Genomic DNA, 18,005 nt, shown 5'->3' on the forward strand with positions numbered 1-18,005 from the left:
CCGCGGCGAGCATCAGCGAGCTACCAATGCAGCGTCGCCCGGTCAGAGGTGATCTGTCGGGCGACAGAGCGCGCGGAACTACCCCGCGGGCGTCGCCCAGCGCGCCGTGTTCGGGGCGTTGGGGCTGGCCGGGCGGGCAGCAGGATGAGCATCCGGCAGGGGCCGGAACAGGCGCGCAGCGACAAGCGCGACCTGCACCCGTAGAGCGTGACGCAGTCGGGCGTTGATGCGGTTGATCGCGTCCAGAGTTCGCCGCGAGGCCTGAAGCATCTCGGCGGCGACGCGGTGTGTCAGGACGGCGTCTCGCAACTGAGAAAGCGCGTCAGTGGTGAGCAGCACTTCGCGCTCGGTCAAGCCTCGCGGCGACTTGGGCGCGTGCTGCCCCTGCCATGCGCTTGATCCGTACTGCATCTGTCTCACCCCTCTCCTGCGAGCGGACTCTAGTCCGCTTATTTGATATTGCTGAGCTCAACCCACCGGTTGCGAAGTCGCATCGGCCGGTGGTGCAGGCCGTCGGTCGGCTCAGCGTCGACCGTGATGCTCACGCCGTGCAGGTCGCTGCTGCAGTCCACGGCGACGAGCAAGTCCAGCCCGCGGATGGGCACTCTCGCGTTCCAGGATCGCGGGTAATGCAGCGACTGCAGAGTCTTCGCGACTGACCAGCCGGACAGGTAGGGCAGCTGACCCGTTCGGCCCACACAGCGATGCGCATGGCCGCGTCGAAGACGACCCCGCGGTGTGGCAGCCGTTCGGAGGCAAGATCCGCGCTCAGGCGGATGGTAACGAGCTCCACTCGGCTCAAGCGCTGCATCGGACTGTCGTCAGGCGCTCCTGCGATCGAGTCGAGCGTGGGCCAGGAGCGGTCCCAGCCCCACAGCGCGTGCAGCGCTTCCAGCGACCCAGGTGTTAGAATGTTGGATGTCACGGTAGGTCCCTCCGCCGCCCCGACTCCGCTTCCAGGAGTCGGGGCGGTTCTGTGTGTCAATACTTCTTGCTGAGTGCCGGATAGCGGACTACGAGAGCGCGGTAGGCGGCGTACGGGTCGTTAGCCTTCTCGGCCAGCCACTCCGCTTCCCTTGCGAGGCGTTCGAGAGCGTCGATCTGCTCCTGCGCCCGGCTGCGCAGGGCGGTGTATCGCTCGGCGACCTTCTTCAAGTCGATGCGGGTGTTGTCGAGCGGGTGCCTGACCTCTTCGCGCACGGCGCGCTCGATGTCTGTAGCGCCCTTTGCGAGCGCGGCACCGCGTTCGATCAGCGCCCCTGAGCTGTCGACCAAGGAGTTCTCGTAGATGCGGACTCGATCGAAGACTGCGTCGTCCACACGCTTGATCTCGGCCTGTTCAGCGACCGAGTTCGGGTAGGACTCTTCCCGAGCGTGGATGCGGTACACCTCGGGGTCCGCAGCGACGGCGGGGCTGTAGTCGAAGACGGGCATGTCAGGCTCCGATCCGGCGCGTTGGGCGCTTGGCCAGGTCGCGGATGCGATCCCGGGTACTGCTGCTCTCGTCGGCTCACTCGAAGGCCGCGGTGAAGTACCGCTCCGTGGCATCGAGCTCGGCCCGCAGCTCTTCGGCAGCGCCACGGTAGTCCTGAGCGCGAAGGCGCAGCAGTCCTGCGGCGCGCGGCCCGTAGTACGCAGGGTAGGGCGTGGTCTGGATGGTCATCGGTCGTCCTTTTGGGTTGAGCGGTCACTGCTGAGTCGGCCGCGGGTCTTAGTCGGGCGGAGCGTCTGAGCGACTTCGGGGAACAGCACCCCAAGAGTCGTCAGGTGATCGACAAGCGCAGTGCGCTCGATTGTCGCCTTAGAAATGCCGCCGAGGCGCACCATCAAGTCGAGCGCGTCCACCACTTCCGTCGGCACCGTGGTTCGCAGTTCTGCTTCCGATTGCGGCATTGCCATGTGCTGTCCTTCCGTTGGCTTTAGCATTAACGGTACATACCTGCGGCAGCTCCGTGGGGCAATAGGTGCGTTTTTGTTTTTGCAACTATCGACAATCACGGAAGGCAATTCTCATGAGCAACAACAGCGACCGCGGCACCGAGTACACGGGCAACGACAAGGAGCGAGCGAAGCACCCGCTCACCGTGCAGGCGCAAGCCCGCGCCATGCGGCGCGAGGGACTGAGTAGCCGGAAGGACATGCCTGATCGACGCAAGCCCCAGTAGGGGGACCTGACGGGGCCGTCTCACAGCAGTGAGTATCAATCATGGTCTCGCCCAATGTCGCGCTTACAACTGACGCTTATGTCCCCATCCTCAAGAGCAAGCGAGCGGAGCTGGACGCCATCGGCGGCTGCACCAATGATCGCCTCGTCCCCCTCTTGGAAGTCATCGATCCAGTCGGAGCAGCAGCAGCGATCTCAAGGGTCTGGCAGGGGCCGAATCAGATCTGGGTCCAAGCCCTCAACGCTGAGGGGCAGGACGATTCTGACTTTGCCCCGGTCGTCGATGACCTTTTCGCTGCTCTGCGTCATGAAGCCGTGACTAGCGTCCCCGTCATCACTGCAACCGAGGAACCTCTCACGCTCGGTGTGGTGGCGTCGGTTGTACGCACGGACAGTCGTGGCGTCGTCATCCGCCTCGACGTGGAGGACTTGATCGACGAGGCAATCAACATGGCAACCGAGGTTGAGTCCACAGTTGCGTCTCTTGGGCTTGCCCGCTCCGAAGTTGACATCGTGGTCGATGCGGGGCTGCTGTCGGGCAGTGTCGCCATCCAGGCCGCTGTCGCCGGCCAGGCGGTTCACGCTCTCCCGGCTCTCAACGACTGGCGGTCGGTTGTCGTGGCATTCTCCGCATTCCCTTCGGCAATTGGGGATGTCGCGCCGCGAGAGAGTGTAACGGCTATTGCAAGAGCTGACGCGTCCGCATTCATGACGGTTCGGCCCGGCATCGGTCGCCCCGTCGTCTTTGCGGACTATGCGATTGGCGTGCCCACCTATGGCGGGGCACCGTTCACTCCCATCCCAAACATGCGGTACACGAGCGGCACGGACTGGTTTGTACATCGCGCGAAGGAGCGGAAAGCGCCGTCGCCGCAATATCGAGCGCTCGCCTCAGGCATCGTGTCGGCCCCCTACTACTCGGGGGCCAGCTTCTCAATTGCTGACCAGCAGATCAGCGATATTGCGGACGGAAGCGCCGGGCCAGGAAACGCGACGACGCACCTGCGTATTGGAATGTCTCGTCATATTCACGTCGTGCTTGAACGTCTCGCCACCCTTGGCGAGCCGTGAGCGCTCGTACAACAATCGCTCTTAACTCGTCCTGACTCGCAACCTGTGCGAGGCGCTCCCAGAGGACATCCCGGGGCTTAGACCGGAGCCCTGCCGCGGCACCGAGCAAGTCCAGGGCGTGGAGCGCCTCGTCCCGCCAGAGCAGACCGGCGAGCGCGACCGCATCCGTGCGACGGAGCGGCCGTGCCTTTCGGATCTGCTTGTAGGTCAATTTCCCGGCCTCGCGTCGGACAACGGCGAGCCCCCAACGTGGATCGAGGGCGCGTCTCGCCCCGCCCAGGTGGCGGTCTGTGACGACCAAGGTGCAGAAATCGAACACCTTCGAGTATGAGGACATTTGCTGAGGGAGACGACGCAGCGTATCTAGGTCGCTCTTCAGCTCATAGCCGATCAACGCGTCTCCCACCAGGGCGAGGTCGATACGCCCCTCGGTGCCCACGACGAACTCGTCGACGACGAGCGGAGCAGTCTGCCCATCGCTTCCGTCGTCCGTCACAGCTACGCGGACGAAGTCCCGGAGCTCTTCTTCGGTGACTGGCGGCATAGCGACAGCATAAGTGGCGAGGCTTGTTCTCCCGGGGTGGCGCGCTCCCGCGGCGAGACGTCCGAACGGTGTCCTGCCCCTCCTAGAACCCCTCCAGCTGCGCTCCACCACGCCCGACCTAGCCGAACCGACGTGAGCCACTGCGGCTCTCCTCGAAGCCTGAAAATACGGGCCAGGACAGCTCCGCGGAGGTCGGATCGGTTCGCGTCGGTTTGCAGCGGTAGTGCACGAGGGACGTTCTTCCAAACTGGCCACGCGGGTTCGATTCCCGTCATCCCCTCTCTGGCAACTGGTGGGGATCAGGGTCCTGGGCGACCGGACGAGGGCTGTCAGCAGCAGCTCTCCAGCCGTACGCTGCTCGCTGTGAACAGGTACCTCTCTTCCGCCATCACGGCGCTTGCAGCGCTCAGCGTCGTGGCGAGCACGGTGGTGCTGCCGGGCACGGCATCCGCCGCTCCCACCCAGACCGCCGCAGCCGGTGCATCGACGCCGAACGCGGCCCCGAAGAAGTCGAAGCGGATCAAGAAGGCCGAGAAGCTGGTCCTCGCCGAACTGCCCGATGCGCCGATCTGGCATGGCCTGAGCGTCAAGGGCGTCAAGGTCAGCAAGCGGGTGATCTGCGTCGACCGTACGTGGGCTCCTGGCGGCGGACCGGACGACAAGGGCGGCAACGCCGGGTACGTCGTGGTGACGTTCCCCAAGAAGAAGAGCGGGAAGGTCAAGCTCGGAGACCCGCAGGACGGCGTGTGTGCCGATCACGCGCCCGTGGCAGCGACACCCGCAGCGAAGGTGGACGTACCCGAGAAACTGCGGAAGAAGAAGGGCCTCCTGGTCAGCACGAAGTTCGGCGATGACTGGCCACTGACGGTGCCGTACGCGGTCGTCCGGTGCAAGAACATCACGTCCGGCGGGATGCACCTCAACGTCGTGACCCTCGACGCCCCCGACGGGACCCGCTACGCGGTCAACGGCACCGCGCAGGACCACACCTCCTACCCGAAGATCGATCCCATCTGGGCACCGAACCCGAACGTCGAGGGGCTGAAGGTCGACATCTCGCCGGTCGTCGACGCGGGTCTGAAGCTCTGCAAGTGACGGCGGGCTCCTGCCCCCCCCCCCCCCTGAGATCACGACGCTGACGAACCTGCACCGGCCGCGCGGGTTCGATTCCCGTCATCCCCTCCCGTCGCGCACATCTTCGAGCCGCGCCGCCACCGTGCGTGCATCCTCGGTCGTGAACACGTACTCGCGTCCGCTGCGGGTGCGCAATCGGATTGCAGGCTTCGAGCCGGACACGAACGCCAGTCCTCCGTTCGCGGCCCGCACGCCGATGCCCCCGAACGCTCCGGCCCGCACGTCCACCACGATCACGTCCGCGACCTCGCGACGCGAGATGCGAACGTCGACGAAGTACAGAGCGCGCATCCGGATCCGCTCGTCGGTGATGACGAGCGTCTGCGGAGCGGCAGCGAACGTCATCACGATCGCCGACACGAGGACCAGGATGGGCAACGCGGAAGCGTCGCCGGTCTCGGGTCCCCCTGGACGCACCATCCACGCCACGAAGAGGTCGACGCCGAGCAGCACCAGTGCCATCCCCAGGACGAGCCACCGGGGACACCACTCGACGATGCGGATCATCGAGTCGTGAGCGGTGTCGCCCGGAGCGGCGGGGCGGGCTGTAGGGCTCGATCTCTCCATGGCGGCGAGATTACCGGTGCCGTACCACATTCCACAATGTCAGGCGCCGAACTCGAGCCTGACGTGCGCCACGTCCCCGAGCTCGACGCCCGTCCGTCGCCGCTCCGCCGCCCGGAGCGGCACGAGGTACCCGCCGTCCTTCGGGAAGAGCGACGTCGTCCACGTCACGGCGCCGATCCTCACCCGCGCGGGGATCACTCCCCACCCGTACGTCAGCATCGGCGCGAGTTCGTGGATGGTCTCCGCGGCGTCGGGCGGCACGACGGCGTAGAAGAACGGCGCCGGACCGCGCCACTCGATCACCTCGCCGTCGAACTCGATCTCCACGACGCGATCGTACGACCGCTGCCGCGAGGGACTCGGCTGCGGGATCGGATCGCCCGGGCCCACCGAGGCGACCGACGGGACGGACGCGCCCCGCGCCTCCAGGCCGGTGCCCGGACGACGCGGGGCGCGAGCCGCCGCGGACGCGACCTCAGTAGTAGGTCGCGGCCTGCCCGTAGAGCTTCTGGGTCATGGCCGACACGTACGCCGAGCGGTCGCCGCCCGGCAGGTTGTACGTCATGAACACGCCGTAGCCGTCCGACACGGTCCGCTGCGCGAGCGACACCGCGGTGGACTGGGACGTGTTCTGGATGTCCACGGCCGCCGCGGACAGACGGTCCTTGCCGAGCCCCGGGATCGACGGCGCGGAGTACGTGCCGTAGTAGGGGTTCCAGGCGTAGTCGAGCTTCGAGCCGATCGTGCTGCTCGACGACGACAGGGACGAGGCCGCCGGTCCGATGTCGTAGAACGAGATGAGCTTGCCGGGCATGTCGGCGCGGAGCGCGCTGATGAGCCAGCCGATGGACTGCTGGTTCGGCTGCGCCGTGCCGTTCGTGCCGTAGTCGGCGTACTCGTCGTCGAGGTCGACCCCGTCGAGACCGTACTTCGACACCGTGGCGGCGACCTGGGACGCGAAGTCCTGCGCTGCGGCCTGGGTGGTGAAGTTCGCGATCCCGGCCCCCTGGTGGTTGCCGAGGATCGACAGCGACACCTTGATGCCCTTGGCCTGCAGCGGGCGGATCTGCGTCGCCGCTGCGTCGAGCGTCGCCTGCACCTTGTCGTTGTTGTACAGGACGGCCTTCGAGCCGTTCCAGTTGATGTTCGCGGCGAAGATGATCGCGACGTCGAACGCGTTCGCCCCGTTGGCGAGCTGGTACCGGCCGACGTTCGCGAGTTCGTCGTTGTTGACCTCGACGTACGCGATGCTCGTCGGCCCGGACTTCGTGGCGGACGTCGCGGCGGGCGCGGCCCCTGCCGTCGCCGCCGTCGCTGCGGACGGCACGAGCGGCGCCGCCACCATCGCGGCGAGCGCCGCCACGATCCCGAACTTCATGGACTTCTTCATGACACTCCTCTTCGAGTGATGAACCGGCCGACGGTCGCCGGCCGGGGCCGCCGCCGGGACCCCGGGTCCCGGCGGCGGGGTCTCAGGCGCGCACGCGGGGGTACCGGAAGGTGCGGACCTCGTAGGCAGCGACCGGGAAGGCCGCGACCCCGTCGGTGGTCGAGGCGACGCCGGGCAGCGCGTCGTCGCGTTCCTCGAGCAGGCTGACCTCGACCGGTTCGCCGAAGCGGGTGCCCGCGCCGTCGGCCACGGCGATGCCGCCGGTCCCCCGACGTCCGACGGGCTCGTACACGCGGACGACGAGGTCCCCGGAGCGGTCGTCGGCGAGCTTGACGCTCGACAGCACGACGTCGCCGGACACCTGCACGAGCGGCTCGAAGCCGTTCGCCCCCGTGATGGTCCGGGCGGCCGCGTTCATGCGGACGCCTGCGGCGGTCGCCCCGAGCTGGTCGGTGCCGACCACGAGGCCGTACCGGTGCGTCTGCACGCCCTGGTCGGTCTCGGGGTCGGGGAACCGCGGGGCGCGCAGCAGCGAGAGCCGGACGGTGGTCGTGACGTGGCCGTCGACGGCGTCGCGGGTGGTGTCGAAGCCGTGGATCGAGTCGTTCACGAGGGCGACGCCGAAGCCGGGCTCCTCGACGAGCACGTAGCGGTGCATCGAGGTCTCGAACTTCGCGGCCTCCCACGAGGTGTTCGTGTGGGTCACCCGCTTCTGCGCCCCGAACTGCGTCTCGGCGACGGTGTGCTCGGCGCGGACGTCGAGCGGGAACGCCACCTTGAGGAACTTCTCGGTCTCGTGCCAGTCGGTCGTCTGGTCGAACTCGAGTGTCCGGGAGCCGGGTGCGAGGGTGATCTCCTGGGTGACCGTCGAGTCGCCGAACGCCCGCTCCACGACGACGCGGGCGACGCCGGTGCCCTCGTCGACGGTGGCGGTGAGGGCGGTGACCGACACGAGGTCCTCGACGCGGTTGCGGTAGTAGCGGTCGACGTCCCACGCGTCCCACATGTTCGGGAAGTCCTGGTGCAGCTGCAGCAGGTTGGCGACCTGCCCGGGGGCGACGGCGTCGCGTCCGGTGGTCAGGTCGACGGCGCTCGTCACGAGCCCCCGCCCGTCGACGACGACGCGCACGAGGTCGTTGGCGAGCACCCACCCGCCGTCCTGCTCGGACAGCGCCACCGGGGTCGCGTCCGCCACGTCGGCTGCGAGGACCGCGCCCTGTGCGGGTGCGCCGGCCTGGAGGAACGGGGCCGGGTTCACGACGACCGTCGCGTCCCCCTCCCCCGCGAGTGCCGACAACGCCCGGTCGATGATCGCGGTGAGGCGTTCGGCCGTCTCGGCGTACTTCGCCACCGCCTCGCGGTGGACCCAGGCGATCGAGGTGCCGGGCAGGATGTCGTGGAACTGCTGCAGGAGGACCTGCTGCCAGAGGGCGTCGAGCTCGTCGTACGGGTACGTGAAGTCGGTGCGCGCGGCAGCGGTCGCGGCCCAGAGTTCGGCCTCGACGAGGAGCTGCTCGCACCGGCGGTTGCCCTGCTTCGTGCCGTGCTGGCTCGTGAGGGTGGCGCGGTGCAGCTCGAGGTAGAGCTCACCGACCCACACGGGCGGGTCCGGCAGCTCGGCCTTGGCCCGGTCGAAGAACGCGTCGGGGTGCTCCCAGCGGACCTTGGCGCTCCCCTCGAGGTCGGCGAGCCGCTTCGCGGTGCCGGTCATCTCGCGGGTGGTGCCGCCACCGCCGTCACCCCAGCCGACCGGCGCGATCGATCCGGTGGCGAGCCGGTTCTCACGGAACTGCCGCGACGCCTTCGCGACCTCGCTGCCGGACAGCTGCGAGTTGTACGTGTCCATCGACGGGAAGTGCGAGAACACGCGCGACCCGTCGATGCCCTCCCAGAGGAACGTGTGGTGCGGGAACTTGTTGACCTGGTTCCACGAGATCTTCTGCGTGAAGAACCACTCGAACCCGGCTCGGCGCATGAGCTGGGGCAGCGCCGGCGAGTACCCGAAGCTGTCCGGCAGCCAGACGCCCTTCGGTCGGATCCCGAACTCCCGCTCGAAGAACCGCTGTCCCTGCGAGAACTGCCGCACGATGCTCTCGCCGGTCGGCATCACGGTGTCGGACTCGACCCACATGCCGCCGATCGGCAGGAACCGTCCCGCTTCGACGGCGGCCGTGACGCGCGCGTAGACCTCGGGCCGGTGTTCCTTGATCCACGCGTACTGCTGCGCGCTCGACATCCCGTAGAGGAAGTCGTCGGTCTGGTCGATGAGCTCCGTCATCGTGGAGGTGGTGCGCGCGACCTTCCGGATGGTCTCCCGCACGGGCCAGAGCCACGCGGAGTCGATGTGCGCGTGGCCGACGGCGGAGATGGTGTGGGCCGAGGCCTCGGCGGGCGCGGCGAGCACGTCGGCGAGCGCCGCGCGGGCGTCCGGTGCCGTCTCGGCGATGTGCTGCAGGTCGAGGCGGTCGAGTGCGTCGTCGAGCGCCTGGAGGATGCGCATGCGCCGCGGTCCCTCGGGCAGCTCCGCCTGCAGCCCGAGCAGCACCTCGATGTCGAGCGCGAGTTCGTGCACCTCGGACTCGAACACGGCGAGGTCCATGCGGCGGCTCGTGTAGAGACGCTTCGACGACGAGGTCTGCACGTCGCCCTCCTGCGTCGGCAGGAAGGGGTGGTAGTCGAGCAGGACGGGGTTCGAGGCCGCTTCGACGAAGAGCTCGACAGTCTCGCCGCCCTCGGCGCGTTCGGTGACGAGCACCCACTGGTTGCGGGGGTTGATCGACTTCACCGGCGAGCCGTCGGCGAGGTACACGAGGCCCTCGCACTGGAAGCCCGGCATGTTCTTGTCGAACCCGAGGTCGATGACGGCCTCGATCCGGCGGCCCGCCCACGCGCTCGGCACCGTGCCGGTGAGCCGGAACCAGGTGGTCCCCCACGCCGCGCCCCACGTCGTGCCGACCTCGTACGGTTCGAACGCGAGCCGGAGTCCGTCGGCGGGCGGGATCGGCTCGCCGGGCAGTTCGTGCCACGCGGCCGCGAGGGGCGTCGCGGTCGCGTGCACCGCGGGCAGGATCCGCTCGTCGAGGACACGTCGTGCCCGTCCGGTGGTGAGGGGGATGTCGTCGTGCATGGGGACCTTCCTGGCGTGGGAGGGCCGGCGTCGGTGCCGGCGGGACGGGCGGGGTGGAGCGGTCGTGCGGGTGGAGCGGTCGTGCGGGTGGAGCCGGGACGAGCGGTCGGGCCGGGTCAGGGCATGGTGGCGGGGTGGGCGACGGTCAGGGCTGTGCCGTCGAGCTCCGCCGGTACCTCGACCACCGAGACGATGCCACGCGCCGCGGTCGTGTCGTCGTCGGCGAGCCGCGACCGGAGCACGACCTGCGGACCGCGTCCGTCCGGTGCGGCCTCGGCGAGGGCGAGCCATGCGGCGCTGAACCGGCCGCCGGGCGCGCAGTCGGCGCGCAGTCCGTACCGGGTGGTCCCGTCGGGCAGGACGTCGTCGAGCACGAGCGCCGTGGACGGTGCGGCGACGGGAGCGGGCGCGGGAGCGGCACGGCGTCCGTGCTCCCGCGCGAGCGCCGCGAAGGCCTCGCCCGCGGGCTTCAGCCGGCCGTCGTTGGTGAACAGGCCGAGGTCGTACTCGAGTTCGGGGAAGTCCGCGAGCGACCGGGCGACGTCGTGGGAGCACCACCACGTCACGCCGAGGACCTGCTGCGCGTCGAGGACGTGCCGGATCGTCCGGTCCGTGAACGTCGCGGCGTCGACGGGGTCGACGACGTTCGTCGGGGCGCCGACCTCCTGCAGCCAGTTCGGCCGTGCGGGGTCGCGGTTCCACGCGGCGGCGAGCTGCAGCAAGTACTCCCCGTGCCGCACCGAACCGGCGCCGAGCGCCCCGTGCAGGGCGGCCGAGCCGTTGAACACCCACGAGTGCGTGACCGTGGCGTCGCCGTGGTCGGCCGCGTGCTCCGGACCGAACGGCTGCGCGTCGTCGTACCAGGCCGCGTCGTACTGCGCGACGGTGACCAGCGGGGCGGACCCGCGCCGCACCTCCCGTCCCGAGCCACCGGGGCGTCCCGGTGCCAGGCCGTCCCGGGCGGCGGCGACCATCGCCGCCGCCCACGCGTGCCCCTGCTCCGCCGTGATCTCGTGCGGTGTCGGGTGCGGTGCGTGTGCGAACTGGTTCACCTCGTTGCCGATGGTGATCCCGAGCAGGTTCGGCTTGTCGGCGACCGCTCCGGCGAGCGCCCGGACGTACGCGGCCGTGGAGGCGACCACGTCCGGGTCGGTGAACATGTTCCGCCGGTGCCAGCTGTCCAGCCACGACGGCACGAAGTCGAAGCTCGACAGGTGCCCCTGCAGCGCGTCGACGTTCACGTCGAGCCCGAAGGAGCCCGCGATGTCGACGACGGTGGCGACGTCGTCGAGCGCCGCCTGTCGGATGAGCGTCCGGTTCGGCTGGACGACCGGCCACAGCGGGAAGATCCGCACGTGGTCGGCGCCGAGCGACGCGATCGCCTCCATGTCGCGGGCGGTGTCCGCCGCCGAGAAGTCGAGCCACGAGTGGAACCAGCCGACCGAGGGGGTGTGGTTGACGCCGAAGCGCATCAGCCCTTCACCCCGCCCTCTTCGACGCCCTTGAAGAAGAACCGCTGGAGGACGGCGAAGATCACGGCGATCGGGATGAACGCGATCATGGTGCCGGCGGCGATCATGCGCTGGTCGGTGGCGAAGGTGCCCTGCAGGTACTGCAGGCCGACGGTCAGGGTGAGGTTCTCCGGCGACTGCAGCACGATGAGCGGCCAGAGGAAGTCGTCCCACGCGCCGATGAACGAGAAGATCGCGATGACGGCGATGGTGCCCTGGACCGCCGGCAGCGAGATGTAGCGGAGCCGCTGCATCGCGTTGGCGCCGTCCATCACCGCGGCCTGGTCGATCTCGTCGGGGATCTGCCGGAACGCGTTGAACATGAGGAGGACGTTGAGCGCCGCGATCATGCCGGGCAGGGCGACACCGACGAGGTTGTCGGCGAGCCCGAGGTCCTTGACGGTGACGAACTGGCTGATGATCGTCGCTTCGCCGGGGAGCACGAGGGTGGCGAGGAACAGGCCGAGCACGGCCTTCCGGAACCGCCACTGGAGGCGTGCGAGGGCGTAGCCGGCGAGTGTCGCGAACACGATGTTCCCCACGACGTCGATCGCCGCGACGAGGAGCGAGTTGCCGATGTAGCGCCAGACCGGGATCGCCGCGGCGACCTTGAGGTAGTTCGCGATCGTCGGCTCGGTCGGGATGAAGGACGGGTTCGCGGTGTAGATGTCCTCGCCAGGGCCCTTGAGCGAGGTCGAGAGCTGCCAGAGGAACGGCCCGATCGTGATGAACAGCACGACGACGAGCAGGACGTAGCGGACGACCTTCTCGCGGGTCGACATGACGCCCCAGGCGGCGCGTCGACGGCGGGGCGGACGGGAGGCGCGGCGTGGTTCCGTCGCACCGCTCACGTCGGCTGCGGGTGCTGCTGCGCCGGTGGCGCCGCCGAGCACCGGTTCGCTGGTGGTGGTCGTGTTCGTCACTTGTCGGCCTTGCTGTTCATGCGGGCGAGGGCGAGCATCGGGATGAGCGTCACGACGAAGAGCAGGAGGCTCAGGGCGGACGCGTAACCGAGGTTGCCGGTGAAGCCGCGGGCGTACTGCTGGATGAGTATGACGAGCGAGTTGTCCTGCCCGCCCGGTCCCCCGGTGCCGTTGGTGAGGATGTAGAGCTCGCTGAACACCCGGAGCGCGGACACGCACACGAGGATCCCGACGAGCGTCATGGTCCCCCGCACGCCCGGCATGGTCACCGACCAGAAGCGTCGGACCGCGCCGGCGCCGTCGAGGGCGGCGGCTTCGTGGAGGTCCTTGCCGACGTTCCCGAGCGCCGCGAGGAAGATGATCATGTAGTAGCCGAGGCCCTTCCACACCGTGAGGCTGATGGCGCTGACGAGGAGCAGCCACCGGTCGGTGAGGAACGGGATCCCCGCCCCGCCGAGCGCCTTCACCATCTCGTTGATGACGCCGCGGTCGTCGAGGATCCACGTCCAGATGAGTCCGACGACCACCGCCGAGGCGATCACCGGCGTGTAGTAGGCCGTGCGGAAGAACGCGATCCCGGGCAGCTTCTGCTGCACGAGCACCGCGATGAGGAGCGGGAGGACCGTCAGCAGCGGCAGGCAGATCGCCATGTAGATGACGCTGTTGAGCAGCGCCTGCCACACCTGCGGGTCCGCGAGCAGGGTCTCGAAGTTCCGGAACCCGACCCACTGGCTGACACCGCCGAGGGGGCTGGCGTTCGTGAACGACAGCCGCACCGTGTTGATCGACGGCCAGAGGCTGAACGCGACCAGCCAGACGAGCGCCGGCAGGACGAGCAACCAGGGGGTGAACCAACGGTTCGCGCGCATGACGATCCTCCCGTTCCGGCTAGCCGTTGGCCAGCAGGCTGTTCATCTTGGTCTGGGCGGTCTGCAGCGCCTTCTCCGGCGTCACCTCGCCCTTCATCGCGAGGGCGATCTGCTGGTCGAGGAAGTCCGTCATCGCGGAGTTCGCCTCGACCGGGTTGAGCACCTTCGCCTTCTTGAGCGCCTCGTTGGCGAGCACGCGGGCCTTGCCGTTCACGGTGCCGTCATCCTTCGAGAAGTACGGGTCGGACTGCGACGAGGTGGTCGACGGGAAGATGTTCACCAGGTGCGCGAACGCCTCCTGGTTCTTCGCGTTCGTCATGAACTTCGCGAACGCCTCCGCCGTGGCGAGGTGCTTCGACTTGCTGGACACCGACAGGCCCTGCACGTACAGCGGCGGGGTGTCGAGGGCGGGGCTCACCGTGACCTTGCCCTTCAGCGAGGGGTTGTTCTTCACGAAGTCGGCGATCGAGGTGGCGCCGCCGGTGGTCCACGCGACCTTGCCCTGCGTGAAGAGCGTCGAGTTGCCGAGGTAGTCGCTGTTGAGCACGTTGGAGGGCATGTAGCCGTCCTGGTACGCGGTCTTGTAGCGGTCGATGAGGTCCACGGCCTTCGACGAGTCGGCGAAGGTGAACTTCGAGCCGTCCTTGTTGAGCACCTTGACGCCCGCGAGCGTGAAGTCGCCGAGGCCGGGCTTGCGGCTCATGAGGTAGTCGTCCGGGCACTTGTCGTGCATGGTCTTCGCCTGCGTGAACAGGTCGTCGGTGGTCTTCGGCGGGTTGTCCGCGTCGAGACCGCACTTGGCGAACATGTCGCTGTTCCAGTAGTCGACGTCGGTGTTGAGGTACCAGGGGTAGCCGTACGTGCCGTCGAGGCCCTTGTACTGGTACGAGTCGAGCGCGCCGGCCACGTAGGTGCTCGCCAGCTTGGTGTCGTCCTTCGAGACGTCCTGCAGGAACCCGCGCTTGGCGAGCGGCAGGGCGATGTCCGGCGGGAGGTTGATCACGTCGGGCAGCGAGTTCGACGACGCCTGGCTGAGCACCTTGTCGGCGTAGCCGTCGCCGGGCTGGTCCTGGAGCTTGACCTTCGCGTCCGGGTGGGCCTTCTCGAAGTCCTTGATCACACCGTCGAGGTAGTCGGTGTAGGTCGGCGTGAGCGCCCAGGTCTGCAGCGTGATGGTGCCGCTGACGTCCCCGGAACCGGCGCTCGTGCCGCCGCTGCCGCTCGAGCATCCGGTCAGGGCGAGCGCCGTCGCGGCGACCCCGGCGAGCAGTGCGACGGCACTCCCCGTCCGCGTGCGTGTGGTGGTCCTCATGGCGTCTGACTCCCTCGTCATCCTGCTGAACCGGTTCAGCACTCGTTGCAGAACCGCTGTGTGGCAGCCACTGTGAAGGACTAAAGCGCTATAGTCAAGTCGTGGTCATCAAACGTCGAACGACGATCGCCGACATCGCCGCACGCGCCGGCGTGTCGATCAGCGCGGTGTCGTTCGCGCTCAACGACCGGCCCGGCGTCTCCGACGAGACCCGCCGACGGGTGCGCGAGGTCGCCCGTGAACTCGACTGGCAGCCGCACACCGCCGCCCGCGCACTGGGTGGTGCACGTGCCGGCTCGATCGGCTTCGTGCTGAACCGGCCCGCACGCACCCTCGGCACGGAGTCGTTCTTCGGTGACCTCATCTCCGGCATCCAGCTCGGGCTCGCCGGCAGTCACGTCGGCATGAACCTGCTCGTCGCCCGGGACGCCGCGGAGGAGCTCGAGACCTACCGGGACTGGTGGCGCGGACACCGTGTCGACGGGGTCATCGTGATCGACCCCCGGCGCGACGACGAGCGACTCGCCCTGCTCGCCGAGCTCGGGATGCCGACGGTCGTCGTCGGCTCGCACCCCTCCGCCGACGGTGCGGCACCGAGCGTGTGGATCGACGACTCGGACGCCACCGACACCGTGCTGCGGTACCTGCACGCACTCGGGCACCGGCGGATCGCGCACGTCGCCGGGCGGCCGGAGTTCGAGCACACGGCCATGCGCATCGACCGCGTCCGGGCGTTCACCTCCGCGGAGGGGCTCGGCGACCCCGTGTCCATCCCGACCGACTACTCCGCCGAAGCCGGCGCGCGCGCGACCCGGACGCTGCTGTCGCAGAGCACCCGCCCGACCGCGATCGTGTACGACAACGACGTGCTCGCCGTCGCGGGCCTCGGCGTGGCGAGCGAGATGGGCGTCGCCGTGCCGGGTGACGTCTCCATCGTGTCGTTCGACGACTCCGCGATGATCCGGCTCGTCCGCCCGTCCATCACCTCCCTGACCCGCGACACCGTCGAGCTCGGGCAACGGGCGGCGACGCTGCTCCGCGAGCAGATCGACGCCGGGGCGCCGCTCCCCTCGCGACCCGGGCCGTCGCTGACGCTGAGCGTGCGCGAGTCGACCGGGCGCGCCGCCGACTGACACCCTCCCACCCCGTCGACACGCCGATCCACGATCGTCGGTGGACACCGGTGGCGCGGCCGACTTGACGTCCGATCGAACACACGTTCGAATACCGTCGTGGGACGGCGTCGCGAGAACCGGTGGCAGCCCCCGGAACACCCGGAGGTCGAGCGTCCGCGCGCCTACTCGCTGTCCGAGGACGCCCGCGGGCCGGACGTCTGCCACGCCGTCACCCCGATGCCGGTCTGGGCGTGGATCCAGTTCCCCACCTTCCACGTCCGCGTGAAGGCCTTCGCCAAGAGCTGGACGAGGGACGCCGTCCTCGTCGAGTGGGCGCAGTTCGGTCAGCAAGCGAACGCCTGGGTGTGGCGATCCGCGGTCAAGCACCGGACCCTGCGCGCGCGGTCCGGCAACAGTCCGGAGAACGCACCGCGTTGACTTCCACGCCCATCAAGAGGATCGTTTACGGAACACCAGTACAGCAAGTAACTCGACGATCGAGACTTTCGGTTCCCTCGAGCAACGTACTGGGAGGAGGCACCATGAAGAAGAGCGAGGTGCCGTCCTGGGTCGCCCACGTGCTCACGCCGCCCGAGGTCATCGCGGCCTACGTCGAACGACGGGTCAACGATCCGGCGTTGCTGACGGGTGAGCGCTCGGAACCCACGTACGCGGACTTCCTCCGCGACGAGTAGGCGGGTCTTCCAGGAGGCGCAGATCCCGTTCCACGATCACGGAACGGGGTCCGCGCCTCCTCCACGCCGCCCCTGCGCACGGCGCGCGGACAGCGTCACCCCGGCGCTGGCGGCGGTGACGCACCCGAGGGCGACGGCCTCGAGCGCCGCGAGCCCCTCGTGGAGGACCACCAGTCCGGCGAGCGCCGCGATCGCCGGTCCGAGGCTCTGCAGCACCCCGAAGACGCGGGTCGGCATCCGCCGGAGCGCGAGCATCTCCAGCGCGTACGGCAGGACGCTCGACAGCACCGCCACGGCGCCGAACACGACCAGCAGCCCCGGTTCGCGGACCACCCCGTCCACCGCCGACCGCAGGCCGAACGGCAGCGACACGAGCATGGCGACGAGCATCGAGACCGCGAGCCCGTCGACGCCGGGGATCGTCGCGCCGACGTGCCGGTTCATGACGATGTACCCGGCCCAGCAGACCGCCGCGAGGACGGCGAAGACCACGCCCGAGACCGCGGTGACGGCGGTCGGCCCGACCCCGAGGAGCACCACCCCGGCGAGCGCGAGCACCGCCCAGAGGACGTCACGCCAGCGCCTCGTGTGCGCGAGGGACAGCGCGAGCGGTCCGAGGAACTCGATGGTGACGGCGACGCCGATGGGGATGCTCGCGAACGCGACGTAGATGAAGACGTTCATGCCGCCGAGTGCCAACCCGAGGCCGACCGCCCCGATCCACTGCGCACGGGTCCAGTGCCGCACGCGCGGGCGGACGACGAGCGCCAGGACGACCGCGCCGATGACCAACCGGAGCGTGGCCGCGCCGACGGAGCCGACGTCGTCGAACCGCGTCTTCGCGATCGCGGCCCCGAGCTGCACGGACACCATCGCGGCGAGCGCGAGGACCGGCGCGGGGACCCGGTTCATCCCAGGTAGGCCAGCACGGCCAGGACGCGACGGTGGTCCTCGCCGGTGTCCTCGAGCGCGAGCTTGCCGAAGATGCTCGAGACGTGCTTCTCGACGGCGCCGGTGCCGATGACGAGTGCGCGGGCGATCGCGGCGTTCGTGCGTCCCTCCGCCATGAGGCCGAGGACCTCGCGTTCCCGCGGGGTGAGTGCCTCGAGCGGGTTGCGTCGGCGGCTCATGAGCTGCGTCACCACCTCGGGGTCGAGGACGGTCCCGCCGGCAGCGATCCGGCGCACCGCGTCGTCGATCTCCTCGAGGCGGGTCACGCGGTCCTTGAGCAGGTACCCGATGCCCGTCGCGCCCGCGGCGAGGACGTCCTCGGCGTAGGTGGCCTCGACGTACTGCGACAGCAGGAGCACCCCCGTGCGCGGCGCCAGCCGACGGGTCTCGACGGCGGCTCGGACACCCTCGTCGGTGAAGGTCGGCGGCATCCGGACGTCCATCACGACGACGTCCGGGGCGGCTCCGGGGAGTGTGGCGAGGAAGGCGTCCGCGTCGGCGTACTGCCCGATGACGTCGATGCCGGCTTCGTCGAGGACCCGTGCGAGCCCTTCGCGCAGGAGGACGGCGTCGTCGACGACGACGGCCCGGATGCGTGCTGCATCCGGGCCGTCGCTCATGCCGACCAGCCT

At 69.0% G+C, this 18,005-nt stretch carries 21 protein-coding genes; 6 read left to right on the forward strand and 15 right to left on the reverse strand.

Annotated elements, in window-relative coordinates; genetic code table 11:
* Positions 1 to 78: 78 nt before the first annotated feature.
* From ACTJKO_RS10355 to ACTJKO_RS10370, 4 genes are all read right to left on the reverse strand, one after another.
* The gene (locus ACTJKO_RS10355; RefSeq protein ID WP_440688327.1) at positions 79 to 411 is read right to left on the reverse strand and encodes a hypothetical protein; all 333 of its coding nucleotides are present in this window, start codon (positions 409 to 411) and stop codon (positions 79 to 81) included.
* Between the two features lie 570 nt (positions 412 to 981).
* Positions 982 to 1,434 (reverse strand): hypothetical protein, encoded by a 453-nt coding sequence (locus ACTJKO_RS10360; protein ID WP_440688329.1) that lies wholly within the window; start codon positions 1,432 to 1,434, stop codon positions 982 to 984.
* Positions 1,435 to 1,510: 76 nt separating this feature from the next.
* Complete coding sequence (locus tag ACTJKO_RS10365) at positions 1,511 to 1,663, reverse strand: hypothetical protein (RefSeq protein ID WP_440688331.1); 153 nt, start codon at positions 1,661 to 1,663, stop codon at positions 1,511 to 1,513.
* Positions 1,660 to 1,899, reverse strand: a complete 240-nt coding sequence (locus tag ACTJKO_RS10370) for a hypothetical protein (protein ID WP_440688333.1) — start codon at positions 1,897 to 1,899, stop codon at positions 1,660 to 1,662. The genes ACTJKO_RS10365 and ACTJKO_RS10370 overlap by 4 nt, the downstream gene beginning before the upstream one ends.
* Positions 1,900 to 2,012: 113 nt before the next feature.
* Between ACTJKO_RS10370 and ACTJKO_RS10375 the strand changes: the two genes are divergently transcribed.
* Both ACTJKO_RS10375 and ACTJKO_RS10380 read left to right on the forward strand, forming a co-directional pair.
* A complete protein-coding gene (locus ACTJKO_RS10375) occupies positions 2,013 to 2,165 on the forward strand; it encodes a hypothetical protein (RefSeq protein ID WP_440688335.1) in 153 nt (50 codons plus the stop codon).
* A 41-nt stretch (positions 2,166 to 2,206) separates the two neighbouring features.
* A complete protein-coding gene (locus tag ACTJKO_RS10380; protein ID WP_440688337.1) occupies positions 2,207 to 3,235 on the forward strand; it encodes a beta family protein in 1,029 nt (342 codons plus the stop codon).
* Here ACTJKO_RS10380 and ACTJKO_RS10385 read toward each other — a convergent pair.
* Positions 3,117 to 3,779, reverse strand: coding sequence for a sce7726 family protein (locus tag ACTJKO_RS10385; protein ID WP_440688339.1), 663 nt, complete (start codon positions 3,777 to 3,779; stop codon positions 3,117 to 3,119). The genes ACTJKO_RS10380 and ACTJKO_RS10385 overlap by 119 nt on opposite strands.
* A gap of 363 nt (positions 3,780 to 4,142) precedes the next feature.
* On the opposite strand from ACTJKO_RS10385, the gene ACTJKO_RS10390 reads away from it, so the two are divergent.
* Positions 4,143 to 4,874 carry a DUF2511 domain-containing protein gene (locus ACTJKO_RS10390; RefSeq protein WP_440688341.1) on the forward strand — a complete coding sequence of 244 codons (732 nt, stop codon included), beginning with the start codon at positions 4,143 to 4,145 and terminating at the stop codon, positions 4,872 to 4,874.
* A gap of 78 nt (positions 4,875 to 4,952) precedes the next feature.
* On the opposite strand, the gene ACTJKO_RS10395 is transcribed toward ACTJKO_RS10390, so the two are convergent.
* From ACTJKO_RS10395 to ACTJKO_RS10430, 8 genes are all read right to left on the reverse strand, one after another.
* Positions 4,953 to 5,480 carry a hypothetical protein gene (locus tag ACTJKO_RS10395; protein WP_440688342.1) on the reverse strand — a complete coding sequence of 176 codons (528 nt, stop codon included), beginning with the start codon at positions 5,478 to 5,480 and terminating at the stop codon, positions 4,953 to 4,955.
* A gap of 39 nt (positions 5,481 to 5,519) precedes the next feature.
* Positions 5,520 to 5,807 (reverse strand): DUF1905 domain-containing protein, encoded by a 288-nt coding sequence (locus tag ACTJKO_RS10400; protein ID WP_440688344.1) that lies wholly within the window; start codon positions 5,805 to 5,807, stop codon positions 5,520 to 5,522.
* 148 nt (positions 5,808 to 5,955) lie between these two features.
* Positions 5,956 to 6,870 carry an endo-beta-N-acetylglucosaminidase H gene (locus tag ACTJKO_RS10405; RefSeq protein ID WP_440688346.1) on the reverse strand — a complete coding sequence of 305 codons (915 nt, stop codon included), beginning with the start codon at positions 6,868 to 6,870 and terminating at the stop codon, positions 5,956 to 5,958.
* Positions 6,871 to 6,952: 82 nt separating this feature from the next.
* Positions 6,953 to 9,997 (reverse strand): alpha-mannosidase, encoded by a 3,045-nt coding sequence (locus ACTJKO_RS10410; protein ID WP_440688348.1) that lies wholly within the window; start codon positions 9,995 to 9,997, stop codon positions 6,953 to 6,955.
* A 116-nt stretch (positions 9,998 to 10,113) separates the two neighbouring features.
* Positions 10,114 to 11,469, reverse strand: a complete 1,356-nt coding sequence (locus ACTJKO_RS10415; RefSeq protein ID WP_440688350.1) for a glycoside hydrolase 5 family protein — start codon at positions 11,467 to 11,469, stop codon at positions 10,114 to 10,116.
* Complete coding sequence (locus ACTJKO_RS10420; RefSeq protein ID WP_440688352.1) at positions 11,469 to 12,431, reverse strand: carbohydrate ABC transporter permease; 963 nt, start codon at positions 12,429 to 12,431, stop codon at positions 11,469 to 11,471. Before ACTJKO_RS10420 ends, ACTJKO_RS10415 begins: the two co-directional genes overlap by 1 nt.
* Positions 12,428 to 13,300, reverse strand: a complete 873-nt coding sequence (locus tag ACTJKO_RS10425; protein WP_440688354.1) for a carbohydrate ABC transporter permease — start codon at positions 13,298 to 13,300, stop codon at positions 12,428 to 12,430. The genes ACTJKO_RS10420 and ACTJKO_RS10425 overlap by 4 nt, the downstream gene beginning before the upstream one ends.
* Positions 13,301 to 13,319: 19 nt before the next feature.
* The gene (locus ACTJKO_RS10430; protein ID WP_440688356.1) at positions 13,320 to 14,612 is read right to left on the reverse strand and encodes an ABC transporter substrate-binding protein; all 1,293 of its coding nucleotides are present in this window, start codon (positions 14,610 to 14,612) and stop codon (positions 13,320 to 13,322) included.
* 101 nt (positions 14,613 to 14,713) lie between these two features.
* On the opposite strand from ACTJKO_RS10430, the gene ACTJKO_RS10435 reads away from it, so the two are divergent.
* The 3 genes from ACTJKO_RS10435 to ACTJKO_RS10445 all read left to right on the forward strand — a co-directional run bounded on the left by ACTJKO_RS10435 (position 14,714) and on the right by ACTJKO_RS10445 (position 16,422).
* Positions 14,714 to 15,745, forward strand: coding sequence for a LacI family DNA-binding transcriptional regulator (locus ACTJKO_RS10435; protein ID WP_440688358.1), 1,032 nt, complete (start codon positions 14,714 to 14,716; stop codon positions 15,743 to 15,745).
* A gap of 99 nt (positions 15,746 to 15,844) precedes the next feature.
* Positions 15,845 to 16,165 carry a hypothetical protein gene (locus ACTJKO_RS10440; protein WP_440688360.1) on the forward strand — a complete coding sequence of 107 codons (321 nt, stop codon included), beginning with the start codon at positions 15,845 to 15,847 and terminating at the stop codon, positions 16,163 to 16,165.
* Positions 16,166 to 16,269: 104 nt separating this feature from the next.
* On the forward strand, positions 16,270 to 16,422 hold the full coding sequence (locus ACTJKO_RS10445) for a hypothetical protein (RefSeq protein WP_440688362.1): 153 nt from the start codon (positions 16,270 to 16,272) through the stop codon (positions 16,420 to 16,422).
* A gap of 36 nt (positions 16,423 to 16,458) precedes the next feature.
* Here ACTJKO_RS10445 and ACTJKO_RS10450 read toward each other — a convergent pair whose 3' ends face one another.
* Together ACTJKO_RS10450 and ACTJKO_RS10455 are read right to left on the reverse strand one after the other, a co-directional pair.
* Complete coding sequence (locus ACTJKO_RS10450; RefSeq protein WP_440688364.1) at positions 16,459 to 17,334, reverse strand: EamA family transporter; 876 nt, start codon at positions 17,332 to 17,334, stop codon at positions 16,459 to 16,461.
* Entirely contained in the window at positions 17,331 to 17,993 is a 663-nt protein-coding gene (locus tag ACTJKO_RS10455) for a response regulator transcription factor (protein ID WP_440688366.1), read from the reverse strand. The genes ACTJKO_RS10450 and ACTJKO_RS10455 overlap by 4 nt, the downstream gene beginning before the upstream one ends.
* Positions 17,994 to 18,005: the final 12 nt, after the last annotated feature.

Origin of the sequence: Curtobacterium sp. 22159, from assembly GCF_052045775.1 — a bacterium.
Lineage (GTDB): Bacteria > Actinomycetota > Actinomycetes > Actinomycetales > Microbacteriaceae > Curtobacterium.

What these genes read in the sequence shown, in the direction of transcription:
- ACTJKO_RS10415 (WP_440688350.1), bottom strand. Translation starts at nt 11,469, where the DNA reads ATGCGCTTCGGCGTCAACCACACCCCCTCGGTCGGCTGGTTCCACTCG.
- ACTJKO_RS10410 (WP_440688348.1), bottom strand. Translation starts at nt 9,997, where the DNA reads ATGCACGACGACATCCCCCTCACCACCGGACGGGCACGACGTGTCCTC.
- ACTJKO_RS10405 (WP_440688346.1), bottom strand. Translation starts at nt 6,870, where the DNA reads ATGAAGAAGTCCATGAAGTTCGGGATCGTGGCGGCGCTCGCCGCGATG.
- ACTJKO_RS10445 (WP_440688362.1), top strand. Translation starts at nt 16,270, where the DNA reads ATGAAGAAGAGCGAGGTGCCGTCCTGGGTCGCCCACGTGCTCACGCCG.
- ACTJKO_RS10375 (WP_440688335.1), top strand. Translation starts at nt 2,013, where the DNA reads ATGAGCAACAACAGCGACCGCGGCACCGAGTACACGGGCAACGACAAG.
- ACTJKO_RS10365 (WP_440688331.1), bottom strand. Translation starts at nt 1,663, where the DNA reads ATGACCATCCAGACCACGCCCTACCCTGCGTACTACGGGCCGCGCGCC.
- ACTJKO_RS10385 (WP_440688339.1), bottom strand. Translation starts at nt 3,779, where the DNA reads ATGCCGCCAGTCACCGAAGAAGAGCTCCGGGACTTCGTCCGCGTAGCT.
- ACTJKO_RS10450 (WP_440688364.1), bottom strand. Translation starts at nt 17,334, where the DNA reads ATGAACCGGGTCCCCGCGCCGGTCCTCGCGCTCGCCGCGATGGTGTCC.
- ACTJKO_RS10370 (WP_440688333.1), bottom strand. Translation starts at nt 1,899, where the DNA reads ATGGCAATGCCGCAATCGGAAGCAGAACTGCGAACCACGGTGCCGACG.
- ACTJKO_RS10380 (WP_440688337.1), top strand. Translation starts at nt 2,207, where the DNA reads ATGGTCTCGCCCAATGTCGCGCTTACAACTGACGCTTATGTCCCCATC.
- ACTJKO_RS10430 (WP_440688356.1), bottom strand. Translation starts at nt 14,612, where the DNA reads ATGAGGACCACCACACGCACGCGGACGGGGAGTGCCGTCGCACTGCTC.
- ACTJKO_RS10360 (WP_440688329.1), bottom strand. Translation starts at nt 1,434, where the DNA reads ATGCCCGTCTTCGACTACAGCCCCGCCGTCGCTGCGGACCCCGAGGTG.
- ACTJKO_RS10455 (WP_440688366.1), bottom strand. Translation starts at nt 17,993, where the DNA reads ATGAGCGACGGCCCGGATGCAGCACGCATCCGGGCCGTCGTCGTCGAC.
- ACTJKO_RS10395 (WP_440688342.1), bottom strand. Translation starts at nt 5,480, where the DNA reads ATGGAGAGATCGAGCCCTACAGCCCGCCCCGCCGCTCCGGGCGACACC.
- ACTJKO_RS10355 (WP_440688327.1), bottom strand. Translation starts at nt 411, where the DNA reads ATGCAGTACGGATCAAGCGCATGGCAGGGGCAGCACGCGCCCAAGTCG.
- ACTJKO_RS10425 (WP_440688354.1), bottom strand. Translation starts at nt 13,300, where the DNA reads ATGCGCGCGAACCGTTGGTTCACCCCCTGGTTGCTCGTCCTGCCGGCG.